Raw genomic sequence first — 12,434 nt, forward strand, 5'->3', positions numbered from 1 at the left:
AGCGATACCGCGGATCATGCGCTGTCACATCGCCGCGCCGCGCCGCGTACCGTTTGTTCCCGAAAGCCTTCACATGAGCAGAGGGGAGCTGCGGGTGACCCGGATCGTGATCATGGGTGGCGGCCCGGCGGGGTACGAGGCGGCGCTCGTCGCGGCCCAGCACGGGGCCGACGTCACGATCGTCGAACGGGACGGGCTCGGCGGCGCGTGCGTGCTGTACGACTGCGTGCCATCCAAGACGTTCATCGCGTCGGCGGGCGCCCGGTCGGCCTTCCACAACGCCGATGAGCTGGGCATTCGTGTCGAGAGCGAGCTGCCGGGCGTCGAGCTGCCGGTGGTGCACGGGCGCGTGCGGGGCCTCGCGCTCGCCCAGTCCGCTGACGTGCGCAACCGCGTGCAGCGCGAGGGCGTGCGGGTCGTCAACGGTGTCGCGCGCTTCTGTGACGACAAGCCCGGGATGGCCGCGCACCGGGTCGTCGCGGAGTCGCCGGACGGTGCGAAGGAGGTCCTCGACGCCGACGTGGTGCTCATCGCGACCGGTGCGACCCCGCGCGTGTTGCCCGGCGCCGTGCCCGACGGGGAACGCATCCTCGACTGGCGGCAGATCTACGACCTGCCCGAGCTGCCGGAGCACCTCGTGGTCGTCGGGTCGGGGGTCACGGGCGCGGAGTTCGTGTCCGCGTACACCGAGATGGGTGTGCGGGTCACGCTGATCTCCAGCCGCGACCGGGTGCTGCCGCACGAGGACGCCGACGCGGCCGCCGTGCTGGAGGACGTCTACGCCGCACGGGGCACCGAGGTGGTCAAGCACGCGCGGGCGTCGCGGGTGGAGCGGACCGCCAAGGGCGTGGTGGTGCACCTGGAGTCGGGTGGCACGGTCGAGGCGTCACACGCGCTGATGACGGTCGGGTCGGTGCCGAACACGCAGGACATCGGGCTGGACAAGCTCGGGCTGGCGACCGGGCCCGGCGGGTTCGTCTCGGTGGACCGGGTGTCGCGGACCAGCGTGCCCGGCGTGTACGCGGCCGGTGACTGCACCGGGCTGCTGATGCTCGCGTCGGTGGCGGCCATGCAGGGCCGGATCGCGATGTGGCACGCGCTGGGCGAGGGCGTCGCGCCGATCAAGCTGAAGACCGTCGCCGCGAACGTGTTCACCCACCCGGAGATCGCGACGGTGGGCATCTCGCAGCAGTCGATCGACTCCGGCGAGGTCCCGGCCCGCACCATCATGCTGCCGCTGGCGACGAACGCCCGCGCCAAGATGGAAGGCCTGCACCGGGGCTTCGTGAAACTGTTCTGCCGCCCCGCGACGGGCGTGGTGGTGGGCGGCGTGGTGGTGGCACCTGCGGCGAGCGAACTGATCCTGCCGATCGCACTGGCCGTCCAGAACCAGCTGACGGTGGAAAACCTGACCCACACGTTCTCGGTCTACCCGTCCCTGGCCGGCTCGATCACCGAAGCGGCCCGCCGCCTGATCCGCCACGACGACCTGGACTAACCACCACCCACCCACCCACCCTCACCCGCCCGCCCCCACTGCGCGAGTCCCCCATTCAGAACCCGCGAGTCCCCCGTTCGGGACTCGCGAGTCCCCGTTTCGGGACCGGTGAGTTGGCGGTTCGCGCACGACCGCTCGCGTCTCGAGCCGCCAGTTCACCGGTTCCGAACGGGGAACTCACCGGTTTTGAACGCGGGACTCGCGAGTCCTGAACGGGGGACTCGCGGGTTCTGAAACGGGGACTCGCGGGGTTAGTGGGGTTCTTCGTGTAGGTCGGTCAGGTGTTGTAGTAGGCGGCGGGGGGCGGCCGGGGAGATCGTGGTCCACGGTTCGGTGTCCGGGGACTCGCGCCGGACCTGCAGGTAGCGGCCCGCTTCGGTGTCGAAGAAGCTGATCACCCGGCCCGCGCGGACGCGGCGGCCCCACCGGTCGCGGGTCGCGCTGCCGTACTGGCCGCGGTTGACGATGTCGTCGATCATGTCCGCCAGCGTCCGCGCGTCGCCCGCCCGCACACCGCGCTCGCGCAGCGCGGCCGCCAGCTCGTCCTGCTTGCCCGCCGCCTTCGCCGCGGCCTCGAAGTCGGCCGTCGGCAGCGTGATCGACTGACCCGGCCCGGCCTGCTTCCGCGGCAGCACCGACAGCGCGAACCTCGGCAGGCCGGTCGAGTCCGCGGGGCGCAGCGTCAGCCGCCCGTTCGCCAGCACCGCCAGCACGGCCTCGTCACCAGTGGCCGCCGCCAGCAGCCGCACCTCACCGCCGAGTCGGGTCTCGCCGCTGACCTGGGTCTCGTTGCTGAGCCGAGCCTCGCTGCCGAGTCGGGTCTCGCCGCTGAGCTGGGTCTCGTTGCCGAGTCGGGTCTCGCCGCTGAGCTGGGTCTCGTTGCCGAGCCGAGCTTCGTTGCCGGGCTGGGTCTCGTTGCCGAGGCGAGCTTCGCTGCCGGGCTGGGTCTCGTTGCCGAGGCGAGCCTCGTTGCCGGGCTGGGTCTCGCCGGTGAGTCGGGGCTCGTCGCCGAGCCACAGTCGGCCGTCGATCTCCCGGTCCGGCTTGCGCAGCAGCGACAGCAGGTGGGTCAGGCCGGGGTGCGCGTCCACCGGTGAGCCGAGGCCGCGGCCCGCGAGCGCGTCCCAGACCCCACGGACGATGCGCTTGCGCTCCTCGTCCGTGCGGCCGGGTGACGGGACCCGCAGGACCAGCGGAATCTGGGCGTCACCGTAGTAGTGCTCCCACAGCACGTCGAACTCGAGCGTGCTGATCTCCACCGGGTCGGTCCCGACTCCGCCGATCGTGCCGCCGACAGTCATGCGGTGATCATCGACCGCCCTCGCCGATCACCGTGGGCGGTAGCTTGTGTTCCTCGTCCAGGATGGAGACCGACTCCGTGACCTCGGACTCCCGCAGGTCGAACCGGCGCTTCGGGCTCTCGCCGACCACGGGGTCGTCGTTTTCGCCGAACCACTGGCTCGACCCGATGGCCTCCATGCCGAACCGGCGCAGCGCCATCTTCTCCTGCCCACCGTTCACCGCACCGGTCGCGGGCGCGATCGGTGCACCCGCACCCGAGTGGGCGCCCGCCGCGGCCTGGCTCGCCGCGGCGGCCTGGGCCTGCTGCAGCTCGTTGGGCGCCATGGCCATGCTCGCCGAACCCGCCTTCGGTGGCACCGGACCGTGCCCGCTGCTCGAACCGGGTGCCGGGGCGGCGGCGGTCCGCTTCGCCGCCCGTTCCTGCGACCCACCGGACGCGCGTGGCGCGGCGAGGAACGGCCCGGTGGCCACGCCCATCGTCTTGCCTGGTGCCGGCGGCGGGGTCGCAGGCGTCACCGGCCGCCTGGGCTCCTCGTAGTGCGCCGACGAGCCGCCGGTGGGTGAGTGCCAGGGGTCGCGGTGGGGGGTGTTGTGGCGCCAGTCGGGGCGGGGCCGGTCGTCGTGCCGGGACGGGCCGGGACCGTGCACTCCGGCCACGCCGGTCGGCAGGATGCCGAGCAGCCCGCCGCCGTGCCCCTGGTGCATCCCGGTGTTGGGCAGCAACTGCCGCGGCATGTCGAAGCTGGCGAGCGATGCCGTGGTGGACTTGGTGTTGGTCTCGTAGGCGGCCATCACCTCGAACGCCCGCTCCTGCGCGCCCGACGAGGCCGCCTCGCCTGGTTCGGCGTCGACCTGGGTCTGGAGCACCTGCACGGCGGGCGCGACCGCGGGGTCGGGCTGCACCGGCGGCACATCTTCCGGCGCGGGCATGTCGGCGCGGGCCTTGGCGACGTGGTCGCCCTGGTCCTCGACGGCCGTCCGCATGAGTCCCGCGCAGGCGCCCGTGCTGTCGGCCCACGTCACCGCGGTCGACAGCCGGTCGTAGGCGGCGCCCGCGGCCTTGCCCTGCCAGCCGGAGCCGGTGAGGTCCAGCGCCTTCTTCAGGTCCTGGCCGATCTCGGTGAGGGTCGTGGCGATCTCCTCCCACCGGCGCGACGGCGACGCGGACGCCGCGGCGCCCGGCCCGTCGTGGAGCATCAGGTACAGCTCCTTGTGGGTGTACCCGCGCCAGCGGGCCGCCTCCTCGGGGATCGCCGGGGTTTCCTCGGCCGCCGGGGTGCCTTCCGGAGGCGTGACGGTGTCAGTCATGTCGCCTCTCAGCCCTCGTTCCTACCGACGCCGTGGACGTTGTCGCCGTCCGTCTTGTCGTACTGCTGCGCGGTCTTGTCGAGGTTCTGGACCGCGGCGTCCAGCTGCGTGCGGTAGGCACGCAGGGTGTCCACCGCGGACCGGTCCGACTCGACCGACCGGTCGTTGAAGAGGATGGCCGCCCCCTGGCTGACCGGGTCCTTCGCCCATGCCTTCACCCGCAGCTCCGCCTCCGCCAGCTCGAGTTGGCGGTCCACCCTGGCGAGCGCGTCGGCGAACGCCGAACGCAGCCCTGGGACCGCGTCCGGATCGACCTTGACGATGTCGTTCTGGGTACCCCCACCCCCGTGCTTACCTGGCACTCGGTTGCCCTCCCAACCAGATCCCCTGTGGTCGATCAACCATAGCCAATACGGATGATCGGATTCGATGGTTCATCCCGATTTCGTGCGATCTTTTTCCGGAGTCTGGCAATGGGGTGTGGGGTCGGGCAATCCGCCGATCGGCTCGCTGCCTTCGGCGGGTGTCAGTAACCGCGTTCGTGCCGCATCCAGCGGCGCTGGTCACGCCTTCGGTCCTGGCCGTGCCAGCGGCCGTTCACGAAAAGAAAGAAGAACAGCACGGGGAGGAAAAACCCGATCTTGAGCACGACCAGCACCACGCCGACGGCCAGTATCGCGGCCACGGGGATCGCGACGGGCGCCACTTTCTCGGCGAACCCGCGCTGCCTGGGCGCGACGGCGCCCTTCGGCCTGCCGAACGCGGGCTTGGGTTCGGGCAGGTCGCCGAACAGGCCGAGCAGCTGCCCCCGGGTCTTGGCGGTGGCCACCTCGGCGGACCGCTCCCCGTACTCGTCGATGTCCAGCCGGCCCGCGCTCATGTGCTCGCCGAGTTTGGCGAGGGCCTCTTCGCGCTCGGCGTCACTCACCCGGATGTCGGAGGGCTGGTAGTCGCTCACCCTTCCAGCGTACGTCTGTAACCGTGTAATCAGCCGGGTCGATTGTCGTGAGCTGAGGGTTCTCTCAGTCCTTCAGCTCGCAGAGCACGCTGCCCTGGACGACGGTCTCGCCCGCGGCGACGGACAGACCCGTCACGGTGCCCGCCTTGTGAGCGGTGACCGGGTTCTCCATCTTCATGGCTTCCAGCACCACGATGAGGTCACCGGCCTCGACGGTCTGGCCGTCCTCGACCGCGATCTTCACGATGGTGCCCTGCATGGGGGCGGCCACCGCGTCGCCGGAAGCCGCGGCCGCCTTGCCGCCGGCCCGCTTGCGGGGCTTGGCCTTCTGCCCGGTCGCGGCCGGGGCCGTCGCGAAGCCCTCTGGCAGCGACACCTCCAGCCGCCGCCCGCCGACCTCGACCACCACGGTCTGCCGGTCGCCCTGCTCGGGCAGTTCCTCGGTGGCGGTGAACGGCTCGATCCGGTTGTCGAACTGGGTCTCGATCCACCGCGTGTGGACCGAGAACGACGTGCCGTCGCCGACGTAGGCCGGGTCGCGGACGATCACCCGGTGGAAGGGGAGCACGGTCGCCATGCCCTCGACGACCATCTCGTCCAGCGCGCGCCGGGACCGTTCGATGGCCTCCTCGCGGGTCGCGCCGGTCACGACCACCTTCGCGAGCAGCGAGTCGAACTGGCCGCCGATCACCGTGCCCGACTCGACGCCGGTGTCCACCCGCACGCCTGGCCCGTCCGGCGGCACGAACCGCGTCACCACACCCGGCGCGGGCAGGAAGTTGCGGCCCGCGTCCTCACCGTTGATCCGGAACTCGATCGAGTGGCCGCGCGGCTCGGGATCGGCGGTGAACCGCAGCTTCTCGCCCGCGGCGATGCGGAACTGCTCACGCACCAGGTCGACCCCGGCGGTCTCCTCCGACACCGGGTGCTCGACCTGCAACCTGGTGTTGACCTCCAGGAACGAGATCGTGCCGTCCTTGCCGACCAGGTACTCGACGGTGCCGGCACCGGAGTAGCCGGCCTCCTTGCAGATCGCCTTCGCCGACGAGTGGATCTCCGCGCGCTGCTCGTCGGTCAGGAACGGCGCGGGCGCCTCCTCCACCAGCTTCTGGTGCCGCCGCTGCAGCGAGCAGTCCCGCGTGCCGACCACGACCACGTTGCCGTGCCGGTCGGCCAGGACCTGCGCCTCGACGTGCCTGGGCTGGTCGAGGTAGCGCTCGACGAAGCACTCGCCGCGCCCGAACGCCGCCACCGCCTCGCGCACCGCGGAGTCGAACAGCTCCGGGATCTCCGCCAGCGTCCGCGCCACCTTCAGCCCGCGCCCGCCGCCACCGAACGCGGCCTTGATCGCCACCGGCAGGCCGTGCTCCTCCGCGAACGCCACGACCTCCTCCGGTCCGTCCACCGGCTCCTTCGTGCCCGGCACCAGCGGGGCACCGGCCCTGGTGGCGATGTGCCGCGCGGTCACCTTGTCACCGAGGTCGCGGATGGCCTGGGGGTCCGGCCCGATCCAGGTCAGGCCCGCGTCCAGCACGGCCTGCGCGAACTCGGCGTTCTCGGAAAGGAACCCGTAGCCGGGGTGCACCGCGTCCGCGCCGGAGCGGGCCGCCACGTCCAGCAGCTTGCCGATGTCCAGGTAGCTCTCGGCCGCCGTCGAACCGCCGAGCGCGAACGCCTCGTCCGCCAACCGGACGAACAACGCGTCCCGATCGGGGTCGGCGTAGACCGCCACACTCGGCAGGCCGGCGTCCCGGCACGCACGGATGACCCGGACGGCGATCTCACCGCGGTTGGCGATCAGGATCTTGCTGAGCTGGGGCACGCCCTTACTCCCTCATCGACGAGGCGGCACACTTGTTACTGGTGGGGAAGTTTACGGACCCTGTGCTGACATGGGGCGAGAGCAAGGTCACGAGGGTGAGGTGACGGGTGACACGCTCGGAGAAGCCGTGGGCCGTGGTCGTCACTGTCATGGTCTGCGCCCTGGTCACGCTGGGCGCGCTGGTCACGGCCGGCGTGCTGCGCCACGAACGGGCGAGCACCGCCGACCCGGTCGCGACCACGACCGTGCCGCCGACCACGTCGGGTGTCGGTGCCGACGGGTGCCTGACCAGGCCGTGCGTGGTGGTGGGACCGGTCCCGATCGGCGGCACCACGGTGCAGCTGGTCGCGGACGCGGGCGGCCGGTCGGGCCGCGTGCAGATCGGCGGTGGCGGCGCCAGCGACGTGATCGAGGTGACGATCACCAAGCTCGGCGCGGTCCTCGGGCCGGACTCCCTGCAGTGCTCCGGTGGCACCCAGTCGGCCTGCGTCGTGCGCGGCGACACCCCGGACGGGATGCTCGGCCAGATCGTCGTCGGCCGGTCCGGTGAGTGGGCGTCGCTGGAGAAACCGTTCGCGTCCGACGCTGGGTTCGTCGCCGTGCAGGACGTCACCGGGCGCCAGAGCGGTCCGGAGGTGCTCGTCGCACAGCACCGCTGCGACCGCCCCGACTGCGCAGGCACCCCGGTCTACGTGCAGGTCTTCACCCTCAGGAGCGATTCGCTCGGCTGCACCCGCGACTACGCGCGGCTCGATTCGATCCCCGACTGGCCCGTCGTGGACCTCACCGAGGCGACCCTCAGGGACTGCGGGTAGCCCACAGGTCGACCACCCGCACACCCACCTCGGCCAGCAGCCCGCGGGTCAGCGGCAGGCTGATGCCGATCACGCTGGACGGGTCGCCCTCGACGCCGTCGACGAACCAGCCGCCGAACCCGTCGAGCGTGAACCCGCCCGCCACCGACAGCGGCTCACCGGTCGCGATGTACGCCTCGACCTCGTCATCGGCAGGCGACCCGAACCGGATCGTAGTGGCGACGGTGCCGGTGGCGACCGCGTCGACCACGCCGTCGCGGACACGGAGCACGGCGTGCCCGGTCATCAGCCTGCCCTCGCCGCCCGCCATGTTCTTCCACCGCTCGCGGGCCCGCTCGGCCGTGCCCGGCTTGCCGGCCAGCTCACCGTCCTGGGACAGCATCGAGTCGCAGCCGACGATCACCGCGTCGGCGTGCCCGGGCGCCACCGCGCGGGCCTTCGCCTCGGCGAGCGTGACCACCACGTGCTCGTGCGGTGCGTCGGCGGGCAGCGCGGCGGTGATCGCGTCCTCGTCGACGCCGGAGACCTCGACGACGGGTTCGATGCCCGCGGCGCGCAGGACCATCAGACGGGCGGGGGACTGGGAGGCGAGAACGAACTGCACGCCAGAACTCTAGTTGCGCACCTTCGTTCCGACCTTGATGCCCGTGGCGGCCACGATGCCCAGCAGCAGGACCGCGATCGGCAGCATCAGGCTCGCCTTCGCGGCGACCGTGAAGCCTTCGTGGAACACGCCCGTGACGATGCGGCGCACGAGGTCGGCCGTGTTCGGGTCCAGGCCGGCGGGCACCGGCGGGCGCGACGAGTCGAACTGGCTCGCCGTGTTCGCCGCCTCGGTGACGCGGTCGACGAACTCCTCGCGGTATCGCACGGGCAGCCGTTCCGCGTACCGGCTGGCGGCGTCGGGCACCGCGAACGCCACCCCGAGCTGCAGCACGAGCCCGGTCGCCGCGCTGCCGAGCACCCCGCCGACCTGCCGGGAGGTGTTGAACACGCCGGAGGCCGCGCCGGCCAGCTCCTGCGGTATGCCCGCGGTCGCCGCGGTCGTCAGCGGCGAGAACACGAACCCGATGCCCAGCCCCGCGAGCGCGAGGCCGGGGACCAGCGTGACCGGGTCGAGGTCCGGGTCCGCCTGGTAGACGAGGACGCCGACGGCCATGGCGAGCGTGCCGAACCCGCCGATGATCAGGTTCCGCGCGCCGATGCGGTGCCACAGCGCGCCGGAGACCCCGGCGGCGGCCGCCGCGGTGAGCGCCATGGGCAGGGCGAGCGCGCTGGACTCGAGCGCGGACAGGCCGAGGACCGTCTGCAGGTAGAGGACCAGCGGGAGGAACATGCCGGTCATCGCGAAGCCCATGGCCGCGTGCGCGAGGTTGGCGTAGGTGAACGTCGGGTCGCGGAACACCTCGTTGGGCACCAGCGGCTCGCGGGTCTTGACGGTGGCCTGGCGGTAGCCGAACGCGGTGAGCAGCAGCACCCCGGCGATGAGGATGTGGACGATCGTGAACGGCCCGGCGACCGGGCCCCAGTGGTAGTGCTGGCCGTTCTGCACGCCGAACACCAGCGCGAGGAGACCGGCCGCGCACAGGAACGTGCCGAGCGGGTCGAAGCGCAGCTTGCGGCGCGGCTGCCAGTTCGGGAGCGCGACGAGCGCGATCACCAGGCTGACCACGCCGATCGGCAGGTTGATCAGGAAGATCCACTGCCAGCCGACGTGCTCGACGAGCAGGCCGCCGAGCACCGGGCCCGCGAGCGTCGCGACCCCGGCGACCGCGCCCCACACGGAGATCGGCACGCCGCGTTTCTCCGGCGGGAACAGGCGGGTGATGAACGACAGCGTCTGCGGTGTCATGAGCGCCGCGCCGAGGCCCTGTAGCGCGCGGGCGGCGATCAGTTCAGCGGCGCTGGTGGCCAGGCCGCTCCACGCCGAGGCGACGGTGAACGCGACCAGCCCGGCGACGAGGACGTTCTTCGGTCCGAACCGGTCACCGAGCCGGCCCGTGATAAGGAGGGGGACCGTGTTCGCGAGGAGGTAGACGCTGTTGACCCACACGATCTCGTTCAGGTTCGCGTGCAGGTCGGTGAGCATTGTGGGGATCGCGACCGTCACGATCGTCGAGTCGAGCATGATCATGAAGAAGCACGCGCAGAGAGCCCACATCGCGGTCCACGGGCTTCTCATGCGGTGCAGTGTGTCAGTTCGGATTCGGTGCCTTGTCGGGGATCATGACCGGCGGTGAGGATGTGAGATATGCGGCATCTGGATCGCCCTGTGCAGCTGCCCGCCAGCGCCAGCGGTAACCGGTTGTGCCGCCACCGCAACCCCGGCGGGTGCACCCGGTGGTGCTCGTACAAGATGTTCGCCAAGGTCATCGCGGGCACGATCCTGGTGCTCGGCCTCATCTGCGCGGGCATCTGGTTCGCGGACGAACAGCAACGCGTCCGCGAGGTCCTGTACGGCCTCGCGATCTACGTCACCCTGATAGTCCCCGCCATCATCTGGGCCAACAGCCACGAACGCAACTAACCCCCGCGAGTCCCCGCTTCGGAACCCGCGAGTCCCCGTTTCAGGAGTCGCGAGTCCCCCGTTCGGAACCCGCGAGTCCCCGTTTCAGGACTCGCGAGTCCCCCGTTCGGAACCCGCGAGTCCCCGTTTCAGGACCCGCGAGTCTCCCGTTCAGGACCCGCGAGTCTCCCGTTCGCGACCGCCGAGTTGGCGGTTCAGGTCCGCGTCGCGAACCGCCAACTCAGCGGTTCTGAACGGGGAACTCGCGGGTTCTGAACGCGGGACTCGCGGGTTCTGAAGCGGGGACTCGCGGGGGTTAGTGGGGGAAGGTTGAGGTGTGCCAGGCGTTGGGGCCGTGGGGTAGTGGGGGGCGGTGCAGGGTGCGGCGGTCCGACCAGGCTGATCGTGGGGGTGGGGGTGCGGGGGTGTCACGGGTGTTCAGCGTGGTGATGACCGCGACCAGAGCGGCCACCTCCTCGTCGGTCGGGTTGCCGTGGACCACGCGCAGGTGGGGGCGCTCGCTCATGGTGTGGGAGTTCTCGTTCACAGCGGGATGTTCCCGTGCTTCTTGGGGGGCAGGGTCTCGCGCTTGTCCCGCAGCAGCCGCAGCGCGCGGGCCACGTGGCCGCGGGTGTGCGACGGCGGGATCACCGCGTCCACGTACCCGCGTTCTGCCGCCACGTACGGGTTGCACAGCGTGTCCTCGTACTCCTGCTGCAGCCGCGCCCGCAGCGCGTCCACGTCCTCACCGGAGGACGCGGCGCCGGCCAGCGTCTTGCGGTGCACGATGTTCGCCGCGCCCTGCGCACCCATCACCGCGATCTGGGCGGTCGGCCACGCCAGGTTCATGTCGGCGCCGAGGTGCTTGGACCCCATCACGTCGTACGCCCCGCCGTACGCCTTGCGGGTGATCACCGTCACGAGCGGCACCGTCGCCTCCGCGTACGCGTAGATCAGCTTCGCGCCGCGCCGGATGATCCCGTTCCACTCCTGGTCGGTGCCCGGCAGGAAGCCCGGCACGTCCACGAACGTCAGCACCGGCACGTTGAACGCGTCGCAGGTCCGCACGAACCGGGCCGCCTTCTCCGACGCGTCGATGTCCAGACAGCCCGCGAACTGCGTCGGCTGGTTCGCCACGATCCCGACCGCGTGCCCCTCGACCCGCCCGAACCCGACCAGGATGTTCGGCGCGAACATCGACTGCACCTCGAGGAACTCGCCGTCGTCGAGCACCCGCTCGATCACCGAGTGCATGTCGTACGGCTGGTTCGGCGAGTCCGGGATCAGCGTGTCCAGCTCAAGGTCGGTCGCGGAGACGTTGTCGGCCACCGAGCCCTCCTCGGCGAACCCGGGGAACACCGGCGCGTCGGACATGTTGTTCGACGGCAGGAACGACAGCAGCTCCTTGACGTAGGCGATCGCGTCGTCCTCGTCGGCGCCCATGTAGTGCGCGTTGCCGGACTTCGTGTTGTGCGCCCGCGCGCCGCCCAGCTCCTCGAACCCGACGTCCTCGCCGGTCACCGTCTTGATCACGTCCGGGCCGGTGATGAACATGTGGGAGGTCTGGTCGACCATCACCACGAAGTCGGTCAGCGCGGGCGAGTACACGTGCCCACCCGCGTTCGCACCCATGATCAGCGAGATCTGCGGGACCACCCCGGACGCGCGGGTGTTGCGGACGAAGATCTCGCCGTACAGGCCCAGCGACACCACCCCCTCCTGGATGCGCGCGCCGCCGCCCTCGTTGATGCCGATGATGGGCCGCCCGGTCCTGATCGCCAGGTCCATCACCTTGACGATCTTCTCGCCGTACACCTCGCCGAGCGCGCCGCCGAACACGGTGACGTCCTGGCTGAACACGCAGACGGGGCGGCCGTCGATGGTGCCGTGCCCGGTCACCACACCGTCGCCGTATGGCCGGTTGCGCTCCAGCCCGAAGTTGGTGGACCGGTGCCGCGCCAGCTCGTCGAGCTCCACGAACGAACCGGGGTCGAGCAGCGCGTCGATGCGCTCGCGGGCCGTCTTCTTGCCCTTCGCGTGCTGTTTGGCGACCGCGCGCTCGGAGCCGGCGTGTACCGCCTCGTCGCTGCGGAGGTACAGGTCGGCGAGCTTTCCGGCGGTGGTGTGGATGTCGGGCTCACCGGTGGGCACCTGACCCAGTGGTTCGGTCGCGCTGCTCATGCTCGGGAGCCTAGTCACGGTCGACTCCCGGTAAGTTCTCGAAT

The 12,434-nt window shown here is 71.1% G+C and carries 12 protein-coding genes; 3 read left to right on the top strand and 9 right to left on the bottom strand.

All coding sequences use genetic code 11. The annotated features are described in order from the left end of the window. Positions 1-94: 94 nt before the first annotated feature. Positions 95-1,498 carry an NAD(P)H-quinone dehydrogenase gene (locus ACFPCV_RS08090; RefSeq protein ID WP_378055736.1) on the top strand — a complete coding sequence of 468 codons (1,404 nt, stop codon included), beginning with the start codon at positions 95-97 and terminating at the stop codon, positions 1,496-1,498. Positions 1,499-1,749: 251 nt separating this feature from the next. Here ACFPCV_RS08090 and ACFPCV_RS08095 read toward each other — a convergent pair whose 3' ends face one another. From ACFPCV_RS08095 to ACFPCV_RS08115, 5 genes are all read right to left on the bottom strand, one after another. Further along, entirely contained in the window at positions 1,750-2,799 is a 1,050-nt protein-coding gene (locus ACFPCV_RS08095) for an ESX secretion-associated protein EspG (RefSeq protein WP_378055415.1), read from the bottom strand. A 7-nt stretch (positions 2,800-2,806) separates the two neighbouring features. Continuing rightward, a complete protein-coding gene (locus tag ACFPCV_RS08100; protein WP_378055416.1) occupies positions 2,807-4,108 on the bottom strand; it encodes a PPE domain-containing protein in 1,302 nt (433 codons plus the stop codon). Between the two features lie 8 nt (positions 4,109-4,116). Further along, positions 4,117-4,470 (bottom strand): PE domain-containing protein, encoded by a 354-nt coding sequence (locus ACFPCV_RS08105; protein ID WP_378055417.1) that lies wholly within the window; start codon positions 4,468-4,470, stop codon positions 4,117-4,119. Positions 4,471-4,634: 164 nt separating this feature from the next. Then, positions 4,635-5,066, bottom strand: a complete 432-nt coding sequence (locus ACFPCV_RS08110; RefSeq protein ID WP_378055418.1) for a DUF1707 SHOCT-like domain-containing protein — start codon at positions 5,064-5,066, stop codon at positions 4,635-4,637. Between the two features lie 64 nt (positions 5,067-5,130). Further along, on the bottom strand, positions 5,131-6,888 hold the full coding sequence (locus ACFPCV_RS08115) for an acetyl/propionyl/methylcrotonyl-CoA carboxylase subunit alpha (RefSeq protein ID WP_378055419.1): 1,758 nt from the start codon (positions 6,886-6,888) through the stop codon (positions 5,131-5,133). A 107-nt stretch (positions 6,889-6,995) separates the two neighbouring features. Between ACFPCV_RS08115 and ACFPCV_RS08120 the strand changes: the two genes are divergently transcribed. Next, positions 6,996-7,703 (top strand): hypothetical protein, encoded by a 708-nt coding sequence (locus tag ACFPCV_RS08120; protein WP_378055420.1) that lies wholly within the window; start codon positions 6,996-6,998, stop codon positions 7,701-7,703. Here the strand turns inward: ACFPCV_RS08120 and ACFPCV_RS08125 are convergent. Together ACFPCV_RS08125 and ACFPCV_RS08130 are read right to left on the bottom strand one after the other, a co-directional pair. Then, positions 7,687-8,307 (bottom strand): Maf family protein, encoded by a 621-nt coding sequence (locus ACFPCV_RS08125; RefSeq protein WP_378055421.1) that lies wholly within the window; start codon positions 8,305-8,307, stop codon positions 7,687-7,689. The genes ACFPCV_RS08120 and ACFPCV_RS08125 overlap by 17 nt on opposite strands. 9 nt (positions 8,308-8,316) lie before the next feature. Then, a complete protein-coding gene (locus ACFPCV_RS08130; RefSeq protein WP_378055422.1) occupies positions 8,317-9,885 on the bottom strand; it encodes a DHA2 family efflux MFS transporter permease subunit in 1,569 nt (522 codons plus the stop codon). Positions 9,886-9,954: 69 nt separating this feature from the next. Between ACFPCV_RS08130 and ACFPCV_RS08135 the strand changes: the two genes are divergently transcribed. Continuing rightward, positions 9,955-10,230, top strand: a complete 276-nt coding sequence (locus tag ACFPCV_RS08135; protein WP_378055423.1) for a hypothetical protein — start codon at positions 9,955-9,957, stop codon at positions 10,228-10,230. A gap of 295 nt (positions 10,231-10,525) precedes the next feature. On the opposite strand, the gene ACFPCV_RS08140 is transcribed toward ACFPCV_RS08135, so the two are convergent. Together ACFPCV_RS08140 and ACFPCV_RS08145 are read right to left on the bottom strand one after the other, a co-directional pair. Then, a complete protein-coding gene (locus ACFPCV_RS08140; RefSeq protein ID WP_378055424.1) occupies positions 10,526-10,756 on the bottom strand; it encodes an acyl-CoA carboxylase subunit epsilon in 231 nt (76 codons plus the stop codon). Then, a complete protein-coding gene (locus ACFPCV_RS08145) occupies positions 10,753-12,390 on the bottom strand; it encodes an acyl-CoA carboxylase subunit beta (RefSeq protein ID WP_378055425.1) in 1,638 nt (545 codons plus the stop codon). The genes ACFPCV_RS08140 and ACFPCV_RS08145 overlap by 4 nt, the downstream gene beginning before the upstream one ends. Between the last annotated feature and the right edge of the window lie 44 nt (positions 12,391-12,434).

The sequence above is a fragment of the Actinophytocola glycyrrhizae genome, assembly GCF_042653545.1.
Taxonomy (GTDB): domain Bacteria; phylum Actinomycetota; class Actinomycetes; order Mycobacteriales; family Pseudonocardiaceae; genus Actinophytocola; species Actinophytocola glycyrrhizae.

Excerpts from the sequence above, each read along its gene's own strand:
- ACFPCV_RS08095 (WP_378055415.1), bottom strand. The coding sequence starts at position 2,799 with ATGACTGTCGGCGGCACGATCGGCGGAGTCGGGACCGACCCGGTGGAG.
- ACFPCV_RS08100 (WP_378055416.1), bottom strand. The coding sequence starts at position 4,108 with ATGACTGACACCGTCACGCCTCCGGAAGGCACCCCGGCGGCCGAGGAA.
- ACFPCV_RS08130 (WP_378055422.1), bottom strand. The coding sequence starts at position 9,885 with ATGAGAAGCCCGTGGACCGCGATGTGGGCTCTCTGCGCGTGCTTCTTC.
- ACFPCV_RS08135 (WP_378055423.1), top strand. The coding sequence starts at position 9,955 with ATGCGGCATCTGGATCGCCCTGTGCAGCTGCCCGCCAGCGCCAGCGGT.
- ACFPCV_RS08145 (WP_378055425.1), bottom strand. The coding sequence starts at position 12,390 with ATGAGCAGCGCGACCGAACCACTGGGTCAGGTGCCCACCGGTGAGCCC.